Origin of the sequence: Chryseolinea soli (genome assembly GCF_003589925.1) — a bacterium.
Lineage (GTDB): Bacteria > Bacteroidota > Bacteroidia > Cytophagales > Cyclobacteriaceae > Chryseolinea > Chryseolinea soli.
Window position 1 is genome coordinate 1123839 of the sequence record NZ_CP032382.1, and the last position, 21255, is coordinate 1145093.

The 21255-nt window shown below is 49.8% G+C and carries 20 protein-coding genes; 15 read left to right on the forward strand and 5 right to left on the reverse strand.

Annotated features, from left to right (window positions below; all coding sequences use genetic code 11):
* Positions 1 to 9: 9 nt before the first annotated feature.
* Positions 10 to 753, forward strand: coding sequence for a 6-phosphogluconolactonase (locus D4L85_RS04675; RefSeq protein WP_119753221.1), 744 nt, complete (start codon positions 10 to 12; stop codon positions 751 to 753).
* Here the strand turns inward: D4L85_RS04675 and D4L85_RS04680 are convergent.
* Positions 750 to 2855: a copper amine oxidase gene (locus D4L85_RS04680; protein WP_119753222.1), complete on the reverse strand. Its 2106-nt coding sequence runs from the start codon at positions 2853 to 2855 to the stop codon at positions 750 to 752. The two genes, D4L85_RS04675 and D4L85_RS04680, sit on opposite strands and share 4 nt — an antisense overlap.
* 378 nt (positions 2856 to 3233) lie before the next feature.
* Between D4L85_RS04680 and D4L85_RS04685 the strand changes: the two genes are divergently transcribed.
* Complete coding sequence (locus D4L85_RS04685) at positions 3234 to 5846, forward strand: ABC transporter permease (protein ID WP_228450775.1); 2613 nt, start codon at positions 3234 to 3236, stop codon at positions 5844 to 5846.
* A 30-nt stretch (positions 5847 to 5876) separates the two neighbouring features.
* On the opposite strand, the gene D4L85_RS04690 is transcribed toward D4L85_RS04685, so the two are convergent.
* On the reverse strand, positions 5877 to 6545 hold the full coding sequence (locus D4L85_RS04690) for an NAD(P)H-dependent oxidoreductase (protein WP_119753224.1): 669 nt from the start codon (positions 6543 to 6545) through the stop codon (positions 5877 to 5879).
* A gap of 111 nt (positions 6546 to 6656) precedes the next feature.
* On the opposite strand from D4L85_RS04690, the gene D4L85_RS04695 reads away from it, so the two are divergent.
* The 5 genes from D4L85_RS04695 (at position 6657) to D4L85_RS04715 (ending at position 10124) form a co-directional block, all read left to right on the forward strand.
* Entirely contained in the window at positions 6657 to 7049 is a 393-nt protein-coding gene (locus tag D4L85_RS04695; protein ID WP_119753225.1) for a winged helix-turn-helix transcriptional regulator, read from the forward strand.
* A 169-nt stretch (positions 7050 to 7218) separates the two neighbouring features.
* Positions 7219 to 7989, forward strand: a complete 771-nt coding sequence (locus D4L85_RS04700) for an SDR family NAD(P)-dependent oxidoreductase (protein ID WP_119753226.1) — start codon at positions 7219 to 7221, stop codon at positions 7987 to 7989.
* 32 nt (positions 7990 to 8021) lie between these two features.
* Positions 8022 to 8624 carry a short chain dehydrogenase gene (locus D4L85_RS04705; protein WP_119753227.1) on the forward strand — a complete coding sequence of 201 codons (603 nt, stop codon included), beginning with the start codon at positions 8022 to 8024 and terminating at the stop codon, positions 8622 to 8624.
* A gap of 97 nt (positions 8625 to 8721) precedes the next feature.
* On the forward strand, positions 8722 to 9627 hold the full coding sequence (locus tag D4L85_RS04710; RefSeq protein WP_119753228.1) for a helix-turn-helix domain-containing protein: 906 nt from the start codon (positions 8722 to 8724) through the stop codon (positions 9625 to 9627).
* Positions 9628 to 9752: 125 nt separating this feature from the next.
* The gene (locus D4L85_RS04715) at positions 9753 to 10124 is read left to right on the forward strand and encodes a hypothetical protein (protein ID WP_119753229.1); all 372 of its coding nucleotides are present in this window, start codon (positions 9753 to 9755) and stop codon (positions 10122 to 10124) included.
* Positions 10125 to 10160: 36 nt separating this feature from the next.
* On the opposite strand, the gene D4L85_RS04720 is transcribed toward D4L85_RS04715, so the two are convergent.
* Genes D4L85_RS04720 through D4L85_RS04730 form a run of 3 tightly spaced genes read right to left on the reverse strand, consistent with a single transcriptional unit; the run spans position 10161 to position 11475 of the window.
* On the reverse strand, positions 10161 to 10472 hold the full coding sequence (locus tag D4L85_RS04720) for a hypothetical protein (RefSeq protein ID WP_119753230.1): 312 nt from the start codon (positions 10470 to 10472) through the stop codon (positions 10161 to 10163).
* A 57-nt stretch (positions 10473 to 10529) separates the two neighbouring features.
* Positions 10530 to 11036 carry a GNAT family N-acetyltransferase gene (locus tag D4L85_RS04725; protein WP_119753231.1) on the reverse strand — a complete coding sequence of 169 codons (507 nt, stop codon included), beginning with the start codon at positions 11034 to 11036 and terminating at the stop codon, positions 10530 to 10532.
* Between the two features lie 7 nt (positions 11037 to 11043).
* Positions 11044 to 11475, reverse strand: coding sequence for a MarR family winged helix-turn-helix transcriptional regulator (locus D4L85_RS04730; protein WP_119753232.1), 432 nt, complete (start codon positions 11473 to 11475; stop codon positions 11044 to 11046).
* A 265-nt stretch (positions 11476 to 11740) separates the two neighbouring features.
* Between D4L85_RS04730 and D4L85_RS04735 the strand changes: the two genes are divergently transcribed.
* The 8 genes from D4L85_RS04735 to D4L85_RS04770 all read left to right on the forward strand — a co-directional run bounded on the left by D4L85_RS04735 (position 11741) and on the right by D4L85_RS04770 (position 21183).
* Positions 11741 to 14560, forward strand: coding sequence for a tetratricopeptide repeat protein (locus tag D4L85_RS04735; RefSeq protein ID WP_160143540.1), 2820 nt, complete (start codon positions 11741 to 11743; stop codon positions 14558 to 14560).
* A 196-nt stretch (positions 14561 to 14756) separates the two neighbouring features.
* Entirely contained in the window at positions 14757 to 15851 is a 1095-nt protein-coding gene (locus tag D4L85_RS04740) for a hypothetical protein (RefSeq protein ID WP_119753234.1), read from the forward strand.
* A 136-nt stretch (positions 15852 to 15987) separates the two neighbouring features.
* A complete protein-coding gene (locus D4L85_RS04745) occupies positions 15988 to 17013 on the forward strand; it encodes a sensor histidine kinase (RefSeq protein ID WP_119753235.1) in 1026 nt (341 codons plus the stop codon).
* Positions 17010 to 17723 (forward strand): LytR/AlgR family response regulator transcription factor, encoded by a 714-nt coding sequence (locus D4L85_RS04750; protein ID WP_119753236.1) that lies wholly within the window; start codon positions 17010 to 17012, stop codon positions 17721 to 17723. The genes D4L85_RS04745 and D4L85_RS04750 overlap by 4 nt, the downstream gene beginning before the upstream one ends.
* Before the next feature lie 118 nt (positions 17724 to 17841).
* Entirely contained in the window at positions 17842 to 18333 is a 492-nt protein-coding gene (locus D4L85_RS04755; protein WP_119753237.1) for a lipocalin-like domain-containing protein, read from the forward strand.
* A gap of 174 nt (positions 18334 to 18507) precedes the next feature.
* A complete protein-coding gene (locus D4L85_RS35045) occupies positions 18508 to 19965 on the forward strand; it encodes an IPT/TIG domain-containing protein (protein WP_119753238.1) in 1458 nt (485 codons plus the stop codon).
* Positions 19965 to 20483 carry a hypothetical protein gene (locus D4L85_RS04765; protein WP_119753239.1) on the forward strand — a complete coding sequence of 173 codons (519 nt, stop codon included), beginning with the start codon at positions 19965 to 19967 and terminating at the stop codon, positions 20481 to 20483. The genes D4L85_RS35045 and D4L85_RS04765 overlap by 1 nt, the downstream gene beginning before the upstream one ends.
* 13 nt (positions 20484 to 20496) lie before the next feature.
* Positions 20497 to 21183, forward strand: a complete 687-nt coding sequence (locus D4L85_RS04770) for a pirin family protein (protein ID WP_119753240.1) — start codon at positions 20497 to 20499, stop codon at positions 21181 to 21183.
* The last annotated feature ends 72 nt before the right edge of the window (positions 21184 to 21255 follow it).

The following is a 21255-nucleotide window of genomic DNA, read 5'->3' on the forward strand; positions in this document are numbered from 1 at the left end:
TTCAGTATCATGAAGATCACGATCACGAAAGACGAACACGAATTTGACGTCACTGCCGCATGGCGCATCATTGCCCAAATGCTGGAGAAGCCTAACGCTGTGATCGGCTTGTCCACCGGGCAAACCACCATCAACATGCACGCCGTGGTCTCGGCCATTCACAAACAATATCCCTTCGATGTGTCGCGCATCACACTTTTCAATGTGGACGAACTCACCAATCTTCCGCGCGAATATGCAGGCAGTTGCTACACCATGATCCTGAATCAACTCGCCGGCCCCCTGGGCATCCCGGACGAAAATTTTATCATGCCCCCTACGATGTCGGATGATTTTGAAGCGGAGGCGCGACTGTTCGAACAACGGCTGGCCGAGCGCGGTGGCGCCGATCTTCAAATGCTGGGCATCGGTGCCAACGGGCATATCGGCATTAATCAGCCGGGCACTCCCTTTGAAAGCGAGACGTGGGTGTCGCCCATGGATCCCGACTTTGAAGCGCGCGTGCGCCGCGAAACCCAAGTGCCGCTCGAAACCGTGTTGGGAGGATTGACCCGTGGCATAAAAAATATTATGTACACGCGTAAACTTATCCTGGTGGCCAAAGGCGCACACAAGGCCGACATTATTGAGCAAGCCATTCTCGGCCCCGTCACAACGGACATACCGGCCTCGGTTGTGCAGCTTCATCCCAACTGCGAGATCCTTTTAGATGCAGCCGCCGGAAAGAAACTGGTCGGAAAATTTAATTCCTAGCGCTTCACCACCACCGGCTGCGCTTTGTCGCCGGGCAAAGGAACGCAAAGCGAAACGTCGGGAGGAACTTTTATCCCTTTCGCAACGGCGGCTTTTGCCTTTGAAGGTTTGCTTCCGATGATCGGATTGCTTTCGAAAAACCCAAAAGGTGCCAACGTGAAGCCCAGGGTATGCGTGTTCATAATGGGCCATTCCTCGGGTCGCACGACGTGGGTGATGCCCAGGTTATACCAGAGCACGACATCTTTACCCACGAGATCTTCCTTGTCGCTTGTCCATTGGGTGATGCCGTCTTTTATGGCTCTTGAGTTAGGATACTCGCCTGCGGGGTGTGCTTCATTTTCCTTGTAGGCTGTCACCCAAACCTGGCGCTCCAGGAAGTCGGCCATCTTTCTTGGGCCCGAGCCGGTTCCTGCATACGGCATGGCGTTGGAGCCTGGCATGATCATGTAACTTTTCATTTGTCCCAACGCGTTCACCGTTTTGGAGTCGGCGATCATCCAGTGACGATTGCTGGACGGGTTCAGGTTGCGTTGGCCTTCTCCTTCGTTCCGGATCAGCGAGGTCTGTTTTGCAAAGGCATTGCCATAGGGATTTGTCTTCGACGGCGGCACGGCCACGGTGTTCATCTCTTCTACCAGGTTCTCGGTTCCGTCGACATCCAGGTCCAGCCGGAATGAAAAGAAGTGCTGGTGATTCACGGCTTCCACGTGGGGCGCGACGAGGGTGCCGTAATAATTTCCATTAAAGGTTTCGTCGGGTCCTCCGGGCAGATCGCTGGTGCGGTTCACGCCCTTGATGCCGACAATGCCCGTGAGCTCTGCTTTGAGATCGATGGTGCCGTCTTCGTGAAAGATCCATTTCAAGCCATAGTCATAGTTCCACACCCGCGTAAAATATTTGACCACGAGATTGCGCGCTTCGTGCGAGAAGCGGCCGTGGCGGGTGATGGGACCTCCGTATTCTTCATACACGGCGATCACGCTGTCGAGCTTCATGGGCTCACCGCGCTCGTCGTGAAAGAAGGTGGACAGGAATTTTGAATTCATCGGAACATCTGCCCCGGCCTTCAGACCATTCATCACTTTGGGATCGCCTTGTCCCATGCGGTAGGCTCCCACGTCGTAGTAGTTCCAGGCAGCGTGGGTCATGTCGGTGGATCCGTAGGGAACATACATCTCCGCTACGGAAGCACGGTAAAGCACCGGCCGGAGTGTGCCGTTGTCGTTGAACTTCGCATCGCGTATCACCAACCCCTCGCGATTGTCGATGCCCACGCGGAACGTCCAACTATTGCTTTTTATCTCGTAGCCTTCGATGGTGAAGCTTGTTCCTTCCGGCTGGCTGATCTGCAGTGGCTTTGTTTTAGGAGCGATCACGGTGTCCACGGCAGGATCGAAATAGCCGATATCTTCCGGTTTGTAATATCCCTTACCACCATCATCCAAAACTTTGAGAACTTTTTGCGTGGTGAGGTCCACATAGGCCACGAGCCCATCGATCAAAAGCTCATGATATTTCTTGTTGATATATTGCGGTGTGCAGATCATTTCACGATGATCGGCCGGCGCCATGCCCATCTCGCCGGCAAACACATAAGAAGTTTTGATGGAGTCGGGATGGATGTTGCGTTTTTTCAATCCCGCCATCCACGTCGCGTCGCTTTTAAGAAGCTTATCTACCAACGTATCGCCTGCCATTCCACCGGCAGTGACACCCGCCATGTATTCGAATGACTTTACTTTTTTTGCCGTGAGATCAACCACCGCTTCGAAGGTCTTGTTGGTGTTCCAATCATACAGCACAGCAAATGCCTGCCGTTGAAAAGCATCGCCGGGTTTGTAGTTTAGCATGTCGGCCTTGGCCGGTTCCTTCAGGTTGATCACAAAGAAACGATAGGTCGTGTCGATTTTCTTTTCTGCGAGCAGCACTTGCTTCACGGTCCTGATCTCGTTTTCGCCGAGGGGATCGAACGGGTGAGGGAGTGGTGCTGCCGTGGATTCCATGGCTTCGGCCTGGGCTTTCTTTCCCGCACAACGGGTCAGTAGAACAAGAATGGAAAGTAGAGGGATCAGGAAGATAAGGCCGTAACGCGTTTTCATAGGTGGGGACAGGATTTTCAGGTTCACATGAATTTAAAGGAATCTTGATGGAAAAACACGTGGGGATACGATGATGGAGGAATAATTTTTATGGCAACGGTTGAAGGGAGGATTGGGGTGGGGTGGGGATTGTGATGTGTGAAAAACACACGGAGGAGTCAGGAGTCAGGAGCCAGAAGCCAGGAGCCAGGAGTTGGTAGTCGGTGTTCATTTTTTTTATCGTGCGGTAGTGACGAATCACACAACCGTTGCTTAGGTCAGGGCTAAAAGATAAAAATCAGCTTATATCTGATCCGGCCAACCATTTTACATACATTTACGTAATTAATAACCGGGGATGAGCAATATTTCGAATGTCTCATTTAAAATAGCGGCGCTATGAAGCCAGGTGATATCCGTCCACCGCGTTGGGCAACGCGACTGCTTCATTGGTATTGCCGGCCCGAGATCGTTGAGGATCTGGAAGGTGATCTCAATGAATATTTTCAGCGGCATGCGGGATCAAAGGGGATACGGAGGGCCAAGCTGATCTACGTCATCGATGTTTTCAAGTTTTTCAGATCGTATACGGTTCGTAAACCAACTTTTGTAGACCTTTTAATTCAGTGGATCATGATCGGCAGCTACATCAAAACCTCTGGCCGTAGTATTGTGCGGCATAAATTATTCTCTGCGATCAATATCGCCGGACTTGCCGTGAGCATGTCGGTGGGGTTGGTGGTGATCGTTTTCATTTCCGACCTGATGTCGTATGACATGTTTCATGAAAGGCGGGATAGGATATACCGCCTGATCACTACGAACGGTACGATGGATTGTGCATCAACCTCCGTGGTCGCCGGAAAAAAGATCGACGAAACCGTATCGGGTATCGAAGCGCTCACCCTTCTTCGCCGCGGGTTTGGTGGTGATGTTACGGTAGGCCAGGCTACTTTGCCCATCGGAGGTTTATGGGCCGACGCATCTTTCTTTGAGGTTTTTACTTTTCCCTTACTCTATGGCGACCCCGCCACGGCCCTGAAAGAGCCCTACTCTTTGGTGTTGACGGAGCAGTCGGCCAAGAAAATATTCGGCGTGACCGATGTGCTGGGCCGATCGGTGAAAATGGATACACTCAATTATGTTATCACCGGTGTGTTGAAAGATATTCCTAAAATGTCGCACCTGCGCTTTGAATCGCTCGCTTCGTTTTCTACCATAGAATTGCAAAAGCCGGATACGGATGGAGGTTTTATGAGCTGGGGCAGCATCTATATGAACTACGTTTACATGGTCCTCCAAAAAGGTACCGACCCCTCCGTTTTGCAAACCAGCCTCGATAAGATAAGCACGGCCGAAAATAAAAATCTGCCCGACTCAAAAATATCCCTTTCGCTTCAGCCTCTTGCTGACATTGCGATCGGAAAAAGCCTGGTTAATCAGATCGGACCGGTCATGAATGCAGCAGCGATATGGACACTGGCCGGACTCGCCGGCGTGGTGATCCTCTCCGCATGCTTCAACTACACAAATCTTTCCGTGGCCCGGGCGTTCAGGCGCTCACGCGAAGTAGGCATTCGCAAAATTATCGGTGCCGGAAAAGGTCATGTAGCAGGACAGTTCCTGATGGAGTCCGTGATCATTTCATTGATGGCCCTGGTGGTCTCATTTCTTTTGTTCTTGTTTTTGCGGACGCAATTCATTTCACTCCATAGTTTTATTGAAAATCTTGCGAACCTAAAGCTTTCACCCGGAATTGTTCTCAGCTTTATTGCATTCGCGATCGCCGTGGGCATCATGGCCGGGATCATTCCTGCGCTGCTATTCTCGCGAATCAACCCCAACAGAGTCTTGAAGGATGCGTCGTCGCTGAAACTCTTCCGCCATGTGAACCTGCGCAAAGGATTGATCGTGGTGCAATACGTTTTTTCGTTGATCTTCATCACGTCAACCCTGGTGGGCTACAAACAGTACAAAAGTTTTCTGGCGTTTGATCTGGGGTTCACCACGGAGAACATTCTGAACATCAACCTCCAGGGAAACAAGGCCGATGTGGTCATAAAAGAATTGAAGGAGATTCCCGAGGTGGAAGCGGCCTCGCAGTCGCTCATCGTCATGAGCCTGGGGCAAATCTATGGCTTGCCCCTGAAGTATGAAAAGACGAACGACTCTGCCAATGTATGGCTGAATATTATCAACGAGCAGTATTTGCCACTTCACCACCACACGCTTCTAGCGGGGAAGAATTTCACGCCAAAACCGGAAGGCGCCGTGGAAAGCGAGACCATTGTGAATGAACGCCTCTTGAAGCGATTCAACATTGCGAACGGCGATCCGACCAAAGCTATTGGCGAGGAAGTGACGATCGGTGGCCATAAATTGACGATCGTGGGTGTGGTAAAGGATTTTCACTACGAGACGGTAGAAGACAGTATCGAACCCATGGCCTTCCGTTATTTTGCAAATACGAACTATGGCTATGTGAACGTAAAAATCAACAACCATGACTTGCTGGCCACACGCGCTCGGATCGAAGCGGCTTGGCGAAAAGTGGACAAGGTTCATCCGCTGGACGCAAAGTTTTATGACGACCAGATCGAGCAGGCCTACGGTGCGTTTTCCATGATGTTGAAGGTGATCGGCTTCCTGGCGTTTCTAGCCGTTTGCATTTCGTCGATGGGCCTGTTTGGAATGGTGGTGTTCACGACCGAGACGCGGCTGAAAGAGATCAGCATACGCAAGGTGTTGGGTGCAAGCGAAAGTAAATTGATCTTCCTGCTCAGCAAAGGATTTATCCTGTTGCTCAGCATCGCTGCCGGCGTTGCCCTTCCCGTCACCTATCTGTTCTTCGACAAGGTGGTGTTAGCCAACTTCGTCTATCACGATCCGATCGGCTGGCCTGAGATGGTGATCGGGTTTCTATCCGTCATGACCATTGCTTTTCTGATGGTCGGCTCACAGACGTTCAAGGTGGCGCGGTCAAATCCTGCCGAGGTGTTGAAGCGGGAGTAAGTCCACTTTTTCAGAAGTCAGTTATCGGTATCAATAGGTTCCGATTTCTACCGGGGCTTCATTGAACACTTCCACCAGCCTGTTCCTCCACTGGTCAAGTTCCCGATCGCGCATGGCGGGCGATTGCCGGGCGGGGCCATAAATGATCTGCGGCCGCAATACATGGAACCCCGTGAACCGCAACATACCCCGGTGGATGGGCTTGAGCATGTTGTGGATATCACCCTGAAGCCCGCCTTTCAAATACGCTTCTTCACGACCACCCGTCGTTAGCGAAAGCAAGGCTTTTTTATTCTTGAATACCCCTTGTTCATAAAGTCTGCCCTCGCCATAGAAACGCCCCATCGCAAAAACACGATCAACCCAACCCTTCAGGATGCCCGGCACGCTGAACCACCAAAGTGGAAATTGCCAGATCATGAGATCGCACCACTCCACTTTCTGTTGCTCGCTCTCGATGTCGGCGGCAAAGCTGCCCGTCGCGGTGGCGTGAAGTTCTTCCAACTGCTGTTTGTAGAATGTCGTATTTTGTAGCTTCGTAAAATTGCCTTGGTCGGATACGGGATTGAAACGCATAGCATAGAGGTTGGAAGTTTTCACTTCATGACCCGCCGCCCGGAGGGTTTCAATTGCCGTCGTAAACATGGCGGCGTTCATACTTTGTGGTTCGGGATGTGCCAGGACGATCAATATGTTCATAATAGTTTCCAGTTTTTTTTAAGGGCCGAACAAAATTATGGCCGTATGGGTTATCCGTGGCAGGGCACAGCCGATTGTGCGGAGCACACAAAAATGTAAGCGTAAAAAAACATGGGAAAACGTAAATCAACCTCTACCAACAATCTCAACCGCGAAACGCTGATCGATTTCTGCGGTATGGTCTACGCTGTCGATATCTTAGGCGGACGATGGAAGCTGCTCATTTTGTACAAACTCGACGGCAGGACCTTGCGTTTTAGTGAGCTGAAGAAGCTCCTGCCGAACGTCTCCGACCGCATGCTCACGCTGCACCTGCAGGAATTGGAAAAGAACGGCCTCGTGATCCGAACCGTCCATGCGGAAGTGCCGGTCAGAGTGGAGTACCGCCTGTCGGAGAGCGCCCGGCAGCTGGCGCCGATCTGGAAACAACTGGAGCACTGGGGCCATGCCCATAGGGAAACCATGGAAAAAGAAGGAAAACTTTCTTTGGCCGTTCAGGCTTAATCTTCACTTAAAAAGTTTTTAGCAGATACTAGATTAACTCCCCCCATTAAAGTCCGGTACCCGGATCTTTCTGATCAAAACCGAAAAAAGTATAAGGAATCTCCGAAATCGTATAAATCCGTTGTCGTCTTTGTGATCAACTTTGTAATGTCATATTAACGAATGCAAAATGAACACAACAACAAAAAAAATCGCTTTAGTAACCGGCGGAAGCCGCGGATTAGGAAAAGACATGGCCCTGAGCCTTGCCCGGAAGGGCAATGACGTGATCGTTACGTACAACTCCAAAAAGGAAGAGGCGCTCCAGGTAGTAGCCGCGATCGAACAGATCGGCCAGCGCGCCGCGGCGTTGCAACTGAGCGCCGGAAACGTGTCAGGCTTCGGGCCTTTTTTTGCAGCCTTACAAACCACTTTGAAAAACACATTTGGCGCAGAGCGTTTTGATTTTTTGATCAACAACGCAGGGCATGGCATCTCGGTACCATCGTTGGCCGCGACCACGGAGGAACAATTTGATGAACTCATGAATGTGCATTTAAAGGGCGTGTTCTTTCTCACCCAAAAAGCCCTGCCCTACCTGAACGATGGAGGTGCAATCGTGAACCTCTCCAGTGGGCTGACGCGTTTCACGCACCCGGGCAGCGGCGCCTACGCCAGCATGAAGTCGGCCGTTGAAACGCTCACCAAGTATATGGCCAAAGAATTGGGCTCGCGCTTCATTCGCGCCAACATCGTGGCACCGGGTGCGATCGCCACAGACTTTAACGGCGGACGCCTGAGAGAAACACCGCAGGTGCAGGAGTTTATAAAATCCATTACCGCGCTTCCGCGGATCGGACAAGCCGATGACATTGGCAGTGTGGTCGCGTTTTTATGTTCAGACGATGCCAAGTGGGTCAACGGACAGCGCATTGAAGTTTCCGGTGGCATGTACCTGTGATTCCCACCTTCTAACCCAAAACACAGAGCAGTATGAAACACAAAGTAGTGGTTATCGGCGCAAGCGGCACCCTCGGCAAAGCCCTGACAAATGCACTGGTGGAAGGTGGTCATGAAGTCGTTCGTGTCTCTCGTTCCGCCGGTGACTACCGGGCAGACATTCAACACAAACAAAGCCTGGACATCTTGTTTAAAGCAATCGGCCCATTCGATGCCGTGGCCAACGCAGCAGGCGATGTGGTGGCCGGACCCCTCGAACAATTGACGGACGAGAACTATGCTTTCGCCCTGGGCAATAAATTGATGGGACAGATCAATGTCGTGCGGGCGGCACTTCCTTATATCGCCGACAAAGGCTCCTTCGCGTTGGTGTCCGGCGTATTGACCGACGAGCCGATACTGGGAGGCACCCTGGGCACGGTGGTGAACGGAGGTGTAGAAGGTTTTGTAAAAGCGGCGGCACACGAGTTGCCGCGCGGCATCCGCATCAATTGCATCAGTCCCACGGTGCTCACGGAGTCTGTGGCCTATCACCCATATTTTCCAGGATTCATTCCGGTGGACGGCTGGAAAGTGGCGAAGGCTTATGAGCGGGCTTTGTTTGGGGTGATCAACGGCCGCATCATCCGGGTATAATGCCGCGACGCATCCGCAATGGTTGGGCGATGCAGCGCCTCGTGACCCAGCTTCGCCCGGTTGACTTTACATTTTTCATATCTTTATCCTGAGCATCATGTCAAACGCATTTGTCGATATCGAAACCATTTCTGATCTGCACAAGCTATACAGTTGCGCCGGACCGAAGCACCCGCTTGTGTCGTTCATTGATTTGAAAGAAATCAGCAGGGACAACTTTCGTGAAGAAGAAACCGCCTACCGGCTTGGGTTTTATGCGGTCTATCTGAAGCAACAGAAGGGCACCATGAAATATGGGAAGTCGCACTATGACTTCGACGAGGGCACCGTCGTGTTTACCGCGCCCGGTCAAGCCATTTCTACTACGCGTCATATTTCATATAATGAAGGTTGGGGTTTGTTTTTTCACGCCGACTTGTTGTATCGAACGGACCTGGGAAGAAAGATCCACCAGTATTCCTTTTTTCACTACGACGTCAACGAAGCGCTGCACATTTCGGATGAGGAAAGGGCGACGCTGCGGGATTGCGCCGAAAAAATTAAAAAGGAATACTCCCAAAACATCGACAAACATTCGCAGGGACTCATTATAAACAACATCGAGCTCCTGCTCAACTACTGCGACCGGTTTTACGATCGGCAATTTATCACCCGCGCAAAAGTGAGCAATGACATCGTGCAGCAGTTCGAGCGATCGTTGGTGGACTATTTCGCCCAGGATTCGCTCATCGAGGCGGGCTTGCCGGATGTAAAGTTTTTTGCATCTCAATTGAATCTGTCGCCCAGCTATTTGTCGGATCTATTAAAAAGGTATACGGGGAAAACTACGCAAGAGCATATTCACTTGCAGTTGGTGGAGAAGGCCAAATCGCTGTTGTGGAGTTCGGATAAATCGATCAGCGAGATTGCTTATGAACTTGGGTTTGAGCATCCTTCTCATTTCACGAAGATCTTTAAGTCTAAGTTGGGGAAGTCGCCAAAGGAGTTCAGGCATTTGAACTAGCCTGCTTTCGCTGAGGCAGCTTCGGCGGGCGCGGCCCTGGTTTTGGTTTTTAATAATCTTTACCGCTCTTTGGAGGTTATCTTCAGCGGGGACAACTATAATCGCCTTCCTGCGTTCAGAGGTGAATGAGTACTGCTGACAAACAGATTAGCGCTGCGGTCGCCCTGGTCGCTTTGATTCACGCCGCCATCCTGATTACCGCGTTGGTTTCTCCTGGCCTTGGCGCGATCGTGTATCTGAATTTAATCGTAAGTGTGTCCCTGCTGTTGTATTGGGTGCAAAAACAGATCCGGATTCAACAACATGTTGTTGAGCTTCGCGAGGTCGTTGCACTAGCCTTTGAAACAGCGGTGGCAGGTTGCTCGATCTATGCATTGACCGGAACGCCGGCAAGGTGGCTTTGGGTCACGCACGTTGTCATTTCTGGAGTCCACTTTCTGGCGGTCCTGGCGTTTTTTATTTTTATGCTCACTTTCAGGATAAAGAAGCTATTCTAGATCAAACGTTTTAAACGCCCGAACTGATCCGCTTCCTTAAAATGTCTCATCCCATTGTACGATATAATGTTCCGCCTGACGGTCATACCGGATCATCATGGCCTTGACAGCATCGGGAACGACGGCCTCCTCGTAATTCTCCCCGGCAAACTGCCGGATGGACGCTAGTTTTTCCCATCGCGTTATGATCAAAAATGCTGTCCCTTCCTTTGTTTCCTGGCTAAGAATGGAGAGCCCTTTAAATCCTGAGATCGTTTTTAATCCGGGGAGCGTTTCCTCTTTGAGATGCTGAATGTAGTGACCCGCCTTTTCCCGATTCGCAATCCCCTTCCAATGTCTCTCCACCATAGTCGTAATGTTATGTTACCCTGTACATTATTTATAGCCAGCAGAAATTAAAATCAATCAAACCGCTACAAGATCATAGCGTTGTTCTTTAAGCCTTTTACCGAATGCCATGGATTCTTTTTCTTCCGTTAATCTAAATCCTTCTCTCTTATAAAGAGACGCCGCGGCGGGCAGTTCATCGGTAGTCCAAAGATAAGAAGACGTGTAGTTACAGGCCCGCAGGAAATCCATATACAGCGACATCATTTTTTTCCCAAGCCCGATTCCCCGGTATTCGGCTTCCAGATAAAAGTAACGGAGTTGCGCCACCCTATTTTCGCGGTGCATGAGCAAAAGAAATCCTACGATGCGATGATCATGTTCCGCAATCCATACCCTGTCTTTGGAGGGATCGTAAGCCTTATGGAATTCATACATCCCCCCGGCTACATAGGACTCAAACGACACGCCGTATCCATATTCATCACCATAAAGTTTACCATGCCGGTAGATGATATAGCCCAGGTCGCCGGGTTGAAGGGTTGTGCGAATCGATACGTCATCTACGTTGATTTTTCCTTTCATAGCGGATCTATTTTGGTGTTAGTATTCTTTTAATTTCAGCCATGCTCACCCGGAGCAGCGTGAGATCTTTTTCCGGGATCTCTTTCAGGATCGACTTCACCTGGTCGTTGGAGGCTTTGTCCAGCCGTTGAAATTCCTTCTTCCCATCGGACGTAAGGTTCAGGAACACCACGCGCGTATCCTGAGAAGAACGTTGGCGGCTTATGAACTTTCTTTTTTCAAATTGTCGCAGCACCCTGCTCAGGTATCCTTTGTCGATGGACAGCGTCTGGATGAGGTCACTGGCGGTTTGATCCTTACCATGATATAACTCATACATGATCCGGCCTTCCGCCAGGGTATAGTTACTGTTCAGAATATGCCGGTCCAGCAATCCAATCACCGAAGTATAGAAACGGTTAAAGGAGCGAAATTCTTCGATGGGTTTGTTATTATTCATGAAACGAAGATATGTTATTTTAGTTGACTTAGTCAACTAAAATTATAAAAAAACATTATCGCATAGTCTGCATGGCAGTACTTAATTTGTCCCGCGGCGCGCCCACCGTTGCAACTCTTTACTTTTAGTATTATTTTTAGTTAACCCCCCAACCCCTATGTGCCGAGGCCTGCTATGGTTGCTGCTGGTTGCGTTGTCACATCAAGCATGGGCGCAACCCTATGACAGTCTCTTGACTGCCCTCCAAAGGTCAAAGACCGACACCTTGACCATTCATCTTTATCACCAGCTTGCCGGAAAAACCACCCCCGAAAATGTGGATCGTGCCCTGGTGTATGAAGACTCGGCTTTGCACATTGCCAAAAGAATAAAGAGTCCCAAACATATTTCCATTACGCTCACCAACATCGGTTCCATCTACCGGAACCGGAGCGAGTATACAAAGGCGTGTTCCTATTTTAAGGAAGCGGTAAATGCCTCACCCCCCTTGTCCCCCTGGCTGGCCGACACCTACCTGGAGGCAGGCATTTCATTGCTTCGCATCACCGAACTCGATTCGGCGATGCAAATTCTCCAGCAAGGCGTTTCTCTTGTTCAGCAACATCCAAATGGCTCTGTCGAAGCCGCGCTTTACAACGCCATGGGAAATGTGAAGCGGGAACAAAATCAGTACAAAGAAGCGAGCGCTTTGTACTTTCAGTCACTGAAGTTGTTCGAGGCGCAAAAAGATCTCAAGGGGCAAACACAGGCGCTCTCCAACATCAGCAACATCCACAACCTGATCGGCGATGTCGACAAGGCTTTGGAGTATGCAAAACAGAGTCTGGAAACGGCAAAGATGGCCGGCATCAAAAGTTCGATCGCCTACTCCTACCGTCTTTTGGGGCGTATTTATCGAAATCAAAAAAAACCTGATGAGGCCCTGAAAGCCTACGATGAGGCCATTCATATGTACACCGAGCTGCAAGCCCGTCGTGAAATCGGCGAGACGGAATTAAGCATCGGAAATATTCAGTATGACAAGGGAAGCTTTCCCGAAGCCATCCTGCATTATAAACACTCGTTGTCCGTAGGAAAATCCCTTTCCGACACCTTCATGACCGCCTTTGCGCATCTCAATACAGCAAACGCTTTGCTGATGACCAAGGACTACCGCCACGCCGAAGCCTACATCGACACGGCCATTGTGCTGGCTGAAAAGAAAAATCTTGTCAACATCCGGATGGATTCCTATGCGCTGCGCAGCGAGATCTACGAAGCCGAGGGAAACTACAAACTGAGCCTGTCCAATTACAGGACATATATCAACATCCGCGACAGCGTGGAACGCGAACAACACCGGCAGGAAGCAAAAGAAATCGAAGCGAAGTTCCAAAGCGAAAAGAAAGATGATGCGATACAATTGTTGAATGCCGAGAATGCGCTGAAAGCCAATCAGCAAAGCTATCTGCTGGTGATCCTTGTGCTGCTCCTGGTGTTGGCGATCATTCTGTACAGCCGTTACCAGGTGAAATTGAAAGCAAACGAAAAACTGAAAGAGCTCGACCTGGTCAAGTCGAAATTCTTCACCAACATTTCGCACGAATTCAGAACACCCCTCAGCCTCATCCTCGGTCCCCTGGAAAAGAAACTCTCCAACGGGGATCATGGCGCGGAAATGGAAAGCTTCAAACTCATGCATCGCAATGCGCGGAGACTGCAGCATCTGATCAACCAGTTGTTGGACTTGTCGCGGCTTGAATCGGGTAACATGGAATTGCATTTGGAAGTGAGCGACCTGGCACAAACCCTCCGGTATATCGGAAGCAGTTTCTCTTCGCTTGCCGAACGGAAGGGCATTTTTTACACTCAGCATATTCCCGAAGTTTTCACGGGTTGTTATGATCGCGACAAGGTTGAAAAAATTGTCAACAACCTGCTCTCGAATGCCTTCAAGTTTACACCCGAAGGCGGTCTGGTGAATTTCAGGGCAGAGGTAATGAATGGCTTGTTGACCATCGAAGTAAAGGACTCCGGCATTGGCATCCCCCAGGATCAGCAAAAAAATATCTTTAACCGCTTCTACCAGGTAGACGATTCCGCGACGCGTTCATCCGAGGGCAGCGGCGTGGGACTGTCGCTCGCCAAAGAATTGGCAGAGTTCCACCGGGGCAAACTTTCAGTAACCAGCAGCGAAGGCATTGGCAGCGTGTTTACGGTCGTTATCCCGGTGACACGCGAAACCTTCGCCGGAGTCCCTGTAAAAGAACCGCTGCTCGTGAACGATCCACCGGCTACATCCGGCGAACTGGCACTTCCTGTGCTCGCTATTCATGGCGATGAATCGAAGCCGTTCGTATTGATTGCAGAAGACAATCCGGATATGCAAAAGTTTGTCGTTGAACTTTTGCAGGATCGCTACCGGACCCTCTCCGTTTTAAATGGTGTTGAAGCTTATGACCGCGCGCAGGCTCTTGTTCCCGACCTGGTGATCAGCGACTGGATGATGCCCGGCATGGATGGGCGCACGCTATGCGAAAAGCTTAAGACGACAGAAGCCACCAGCCATATTCCCGTGCTCATGCTCACAGCACGGGCCGATCAGTCCAGTAAACTGGAAGGCCTGGAAACCGGTGCCGACGATTACCTCATAAAACCTTTCGACACCGGTGAACTTGTGACCCGGATCCATAACCTGATCGAACAACGCAAAAAGCTGCGCCAGCTTTTTAGCCGTGAATTGATCCTGCAGCCAAAACAGATCGCCCTGCCTTCCCGGGATGCCGACTTTCTATTGCGGCTCCACGCGCTGGTGGAAGAAAAATACGAACATCCCGATTTCAGTGTCGAGGAGCTCTGTCTGGAAATCGGCATGAGCCGCATGCAGTTGCATCGCAAGGTTAAAGCCCTGACCGACCAATCCCCTGGCGAGTTTTTAAGAATTTTCAGACTTGAGCGTGCCAAGCAATTGCTTACCGATACCGGATTGCAGGTGAGCGAAGTTTGTCTAAAAGTCGGGTACAACAACCTCTCAAATTTCTCAAAGATCTTCAGGGAGTATGCCGGTGTCACGCCGAGCGAATTTCTGGCAGAGACCAAAAAATGATATTCCGACCCGCAAATCAAATCTGATGCATCGTCGGGCGGGAGTATTTGCATCACGCCCACCATCCGCCTCCCTGACAATCGGGGGGCAGCCCTGTAAAAACTTGTAAATGTTACAAACCCGTCGATCTTCGGTACAATCCCGGTAGCCGCAAAATGTGACAGCATTTTACATTGCCCGCCTAAACACGATAGTTATGGAAGGCTTTAAAAAATTGATCTATGCTGCCATCATATTATTTGTGGTCGTGGCCATGTCCTGTTCAGGCGATTCAGAAGACCAAAACAATCCAACCCCTAACCCTCCACCCCCTCCCGGAGGAGATGTAACCATCACGGACGTGTCAGGAGGTCACATGTTTTGGGGCGATGAGATGGTGATCAGCGGCACGGGGTTCAGCACCGTTAAAGAAGACAATATTGTCAAGTTGACGGGCGTGTTTCCTACCGCCACCTTTTGTAACCTGAACTACACCTCTGCCAGCGGCGGCGTTATTGAAATTGTGAGCGCAACGGCGACGCAGCTGAAGATCAAGATCCCGTTCAAGCAGAACGTTAATGGCGATCCGGTCTGCGGCCCCGAGGAAGCAACGCTCGAAGTTGCCGTTAACGACAAAAAGGCGACGAAGGAGGGATTAAAATTCAACGCACTCCCTTGGATCGGCGACTTTAATTATCACTATGGATGGTTTGATTATCCGTCCGTCACCCGGATCGGCGATTCCGTGATGATCGAGGGCGGCATGATGGGTTTTCGCTCACGCGAATCCGAACTGTGGAATGATATCACACTTTATGTCAATGGCGCACAGACCGCTGCCAAATACCGCACAATCGGACTGGAGTCGGGGTGGGCGTTCTATTTGTCTGCTGAAAAATATGGTGAAATGAATTGCAGCGAGGAACCGAATGGTTGGGCCGCGCGGGAAATGCCGTTCAAATTATCGGTGGGCGGCAAGTCGGTTTCAAGGAATCTCTTCGTTCAATATTTGCCGGAACAATCGGCCTCCTGCGAAGACTGCCCCTCTACAGAATCAGGCTTGAACCCGGTGGATCCCATCTGGAAAATAACAGGCACGAATATCTACTATACCGAACTCCGTTTTTCGCCCGTGGCGCCTTGTGGTGGACCTTCCCAGGGCGTGCTGCTGAACAAGGGCAAGACATTCGACGACGAAGTAACCGCACAGATCCCGCTGTCGATACTTGCACCCGGATGTTCTTATCAGGTTTACCTGGTTGATCCCTGCAATAATTCAAGTCTGATCGGATATTTCACGAGAGGAGTGTAAGGAAGCTCACGCATTCCGCGAAGTCCTTGCCGGATTTGTGAAACAGCTTTGAAGAATACCAGGCTTTGGTTGAGCATTTTACCCGGTGTGTTGAGGGAAGAAAAAGAGATGCGGAAATCAGCTAACTTAGCCGCTGATGCCCTTTAGACCTTTCTCCGAAAAACTGCGATTGATGTGGCTGCACTACCTGGTGTGGGCTTCTATCCTGATGATCAGTTTTTTTTCAATGCTGCAGGCAGATGGCACCGGACGATCGGCGCTTTCGGCCTGTAGCAGTTGTGGTTTTTATGCCCTCATCGTATATGGAAATATCTACTTCCTGTATCCGCGTTTTTATCAAAAGAGAAAATTCATTCCATACTTATTGGGTTCTATCGCGTTGCTGGTCGTAGCAGGGCTGGGCCGCGGCTACGTATCCTTGTATATACGCAATCCCGCTTTCGCCGCCGCACCCCACTGGGTGGATACCTGGACCCACGTTACTTTTTTGCTTTCGGTGACCACGGTCTTTATCCTCAGCTTTATCTTCCGGCTGGCGATGGCCTATTTTACGTTGAAGCAACAGTCGGAAAAGATCGCATGGCAACGAAGCCAGTTCGAGTTGAGGCTCTTAAAGGCTCAGGTGCAACCACACTTTCTTTTCAACACGCTCAACGCTATTTATTATGAGGCGTATATGGAAGCCCCGAAAACCGCCCTCCTCATCGAAAGGCTTTCCGATATCATGCGCTATTTTGTAGATCAGAGCACAAAGGAATATGTTCAATTAGCAACAGAGATCCAATTCCTGGATCATTACATTGCTTTGGAAAAAATGCGAATAAAGCCGGAGCCCGAAATCATATTTCACCGGAGCTTTGACGATCAGCGAAAAATTCCGCCCATGCTGTTGATGACCTTCGTGGAAAATATCTTTAAGCATGGCATCGATAAAATTTCAGGAAACAATACGATACACCTATCGCTGTATGAAGAAGATCATCAGCTTATTTTTCAGACTAAGAATTTCTTGAACAAGCACGCTGATCCACGACAGGAACATGGGCTTGGGTTAAAAAACCTGCGCCAACGACTGACGATCCTGTATGGAAAGGATTTCGACCTGCATACAACGGAAGACAACCAATATTTTATTGCCAACTTAAAATTTCCACTGACATGATGTTACGCTGCATGATCGTCGATGATGAACCCAAAGCAGTTGACTTGTTGGAAGTTCTTATTGGTCAGGCCACCGGCTGGCAACTGGTTGCAAAATGCTACAACGGCCTTGAAGCGATCGCATTTTTAAAGAATGACGAGGTTGACCTGGTGTTCATGGATATTAACATGCCCCTGATCAACGGCATCGAGCTGGCGGCATTGTTATCGCCGGAGAAAGGAATTGTGTTTACGACTGCCCATAGCGAATATGCCGCCGAAAGTTATTCTTATCATACGATTGACTATTTGCTTAAACCCATCACGCTGAAGCGCTTCCTGGCCACCGTGCAGAAAGTAGAAGATCATTTCAAGGCACACCGGACGACCCCGAAAGAAGAAAATGGGACAGCGGCCGACGAGTATTTTTTTGTGAAATCGGGCAAAGAGCATCGAAAGATCTTTTTGAATGATATCCTTTTTTTCGAAAGCCAAAAGGAATACGTACGCGTAGTGACCGCCGCTTTCGACATCCTTACGTACAGGCGTCTCAAAGACATAGAAGCTCAGTTGCCCATGCACTTTACGAGGGTTCATCAATCCTTTATCGTGAATATTCACCATATGATCAAAATTCAAGACAATCATATTCATATCGGCGAAAAAAGGATACCGATCGGAGAAAAATTCCGGGACAGCCTGATGCAGCTCGTTCGCAAACGAACTTTTTAAGAGCACATCCCCGGAATGTGTTGAGGCGAAGTGCCTGTTGGTTGAATGTAAACTTCACGGGTGAAACGGAATTTGCAGATTTGTTGCCAACGCAACGAATCATTAAAAAACCAGTTTCATGAAAAGGATAATACAAAATGGCCTCCTCTGCATCGCGATCGCAGTGACTACCGTACCCGCTCTGGCCCAATCGAACAAGCTTGTCGGTGCTTGGCGTTTGATTGCTGCCGACAAGATCTTGCCGGATGGCACCCGGACGATCGACTATGGACAGGATCCTCATGGCATTGCCATCTTTACCCCAACCGGCAACTATGTAGTGGAGATCTTCCGGAATCAACGTAAGAAATTTGCATCAGACGATCGTACCAAAGCTACACCGGAAGAGTACAAGGAGGCGGTCTTAAGCAGTAGTTGTCACTTCGGCACCTATGCCTTAGACACTGTCAAAAGTACCATCTCCTTTTATATCGACCGCGCGTCCATCCCGAATTTGGATCAAACTTTACAAGTCCGTTCTTTCACGCTCAAAGGTGATACACTAAGCTGGCGGGTGCCGGCCCGGCCCGACGGAACTATCCCTGTATCGGTTTTCAAACGCATACGATAATACCAGACGTCCCCCTAACGTGGTGTCGCAAGAGCAACTGCAACTGTCGATGAATGTTAATCGACACATTTGCATCATTAATCTCATTTCTTGTTGAATATGTAAGGACAGCTGTTACCTGATCGTTTTAGGTGCGATATAGCGACATCTAAACTTCTATTAACTAACCTCCCTATGAAAAGAACCGAATTTTTAAAGCGATTGGGTACAGCTTCTATTATGGTGCCGGTGATCTCTTCGTGTAGCGATGATGCAGTTTTGTCCAGTCCAACCCTTGCCGGGTTCACGCCAACCAGTGGAGTTGAAGGAACCTCGGTGACGATCATCGGTACAAATTTCAGTGCAACAGCAGCGAATAACACCGTTATGTTCAATGGCGTTGTCGCCACAGTAACCTCGGCTTCAGTCACGCAACTAACGGTCGTAGTCCCGGCGAACGCTTCTACCGGTAAAATTTCTGTGACCGTGAATGGAGGAACGGCAACGTCAACGGATGACTTTACGGTTGAGGAAGAAGCTGAGTCACCAACCATTACCTCATTTACGCCTACCAGTGCTGCAGTAGGTTCTTCTATTGTCATTACCGGCACCAACTTTAGCAGCAGTATAACCGGCAACACCGTAACCATCAATGGCACCGTGGCAACCGTCACGGCCGCTACAACGACTCAATTGACAGTAACTGTTCCAACGGGTGCCAGCGGAACAGGTAAAATAACCGTTACTACCAGCGGACTAATGGCCACGTCTTCCGCTGATTTTACGGTAACAACCGCAGGCAGTACCGCCCCTACCATTTCGAGTTTCACCGGCAGTGGTGCCGTGGGAACAGCCATTGTCATTACCGGAACCAACTTCAGCACAACACCGGCCAACAACACCGTAACCATTAATGGGGTAACGGCTGTTGTGACGGCCGCTACGGCTACTCAACTGACGGTCGTCGTTCCCGCAGGCGCAACGTCCGGGCTGATCGCCGTAACCGTAGACGGCGTGACCGTAACATCGTCAGCATCTTTTACGGTTACATCAGCCACCTGTACATCCACCAATTCCGAGACCGAGGGGCCCTTCCCTACTAAAGATCCCTCCTCGTTAGTACGTCAGAATATTGTTGGAGACCGCACGGGTGTTGCCTTTACGATCACCATCACGATACAAAACAAAAACAATGGCTGCAATCCCCTGGAAGACGCTTTGGTTGACATCTGGCATTGCGACAAAGACGGATACTATTCAGAGTATGGCGGAACCTCCATGCAAACGGTTGATTACACAGCGGTTCACTTTCTTCGCGGAAGACAAGCTACCGACAGCAACGGACAGGTAGGTTTTGTTTCCATCTTTCCCGGATGGTATCAAAGCAGGGCCACGCACATTCACGTGCATGTTTACAAGGCCAATGGCACTTCACTTTTGGTGACACAGATCGCCTTCCCGGAAGGATCCAGCAGCGCCGTGGTATTGGTGAATGCGGCTTCTTCCCAGGGATATACCAAGGGCATGAGCGGTTACACCTACAATGCAAGCGATAACGTATTTAGCGATGGTGTTACCAGTGAAATGTCATCGGTCGTAGGCAGCGTAGATGCGGGATATGCATTAACCCATACCATCGTGGTAAGTGCCTGATGAGAGGAATCATAAAACTGGTCTATACGAAGGTTATTGATGCAGGGTCTGCCCAGGCGTGGGACAAGCATGTGTTTGAAGATACACATCGTGAATTTTTCATGCAAGCGCAACAATTCGATCAGCAGGGACGGTATGAAACATACCAGGAGATGCTGACTCACATTCCCAGGGCAGAAAACATGAGTTACCTCGTTAGTACCGCAGCGGCGGGACATTTGAAGCAACTTCATAACAAATTCCCTGACGTATTGAATACGCTTGGGAAAACGTGCGTGCCTTTCAAAAACTTTAAGTTTGAAATTGTACAATCGCATGTCAAAAACAAGGCGCTTCACAAGATCGCTATCCATTTGTATAGCGATCCGCTGCTGTGGATTGATACCATCGACAAGCATCTTATATTTACACCGGAGGAAGGCCACAAAAAACTTATCAGCGGCGAGGAGATAGAAACGCATTCCATTATCCTTCTACCGAATGTCGGGATTGGTTTTTTTAAGATCCTTCCTCCGTAACGCTTTGAATTTTATGTTGAACCAGTCTCCGGAAATACGAATCTACCTTGGCGACAGACGGAGTGCTGAGCGAACTGAAACATACCAGGCATTGTTTACACTTCCCTTTAAAGCCGATGACAATGTATATTCCTTTGAAAGCCTGAATGTGTTTTGCGAGGTCACGCAAAAGCCCGGAGCAATGGCACGTCATACCTGTTCCACGTCGGGAGCACTCTTTGTATTACCCCTGGTTGGAAAAGTGGTCATCCACGATCTGGAAAATGAAACCGTCATTGACGCAGGTCAGTTGCTCCAAACGGGGATCACCCCAGGGCTGCAAATCGAGTTTAAAAACCCGTATCAATCAGAATGGATCAGTTATTTGATATGGGAGATCAAAGCAGAACGGAAGCCGCATACGGCAATTATTGACTTCGACATTGAAGCCGCTGCTGGTGCACTCGTCGATGTGATGAACCAAGCAGATCCATCTATTCCGGTTACGGTGCAGGTGGGTATGTTCAAGGGCCGGCAGGAAGATGTGCTTACGCATCAAACATCGCAACACAAATTTATCTTCGTTATTGAAGGGGCTTTCGAGGTACAGAAACGGCTGCTTCACGCCCGGGATGGGTTGAGTCTTCCCCATTGTCAATCCATGGAATTTGAAGCCCTCTCAAACCAGGCCATAATTCTGATCTTGTCTTTGAGTCAATGAACCTTTTATGCCAGGCTAATGCTCGTTTGCCTACTGACCTTACCGGTCAGGATAGTAGATCGGATCCCTTGG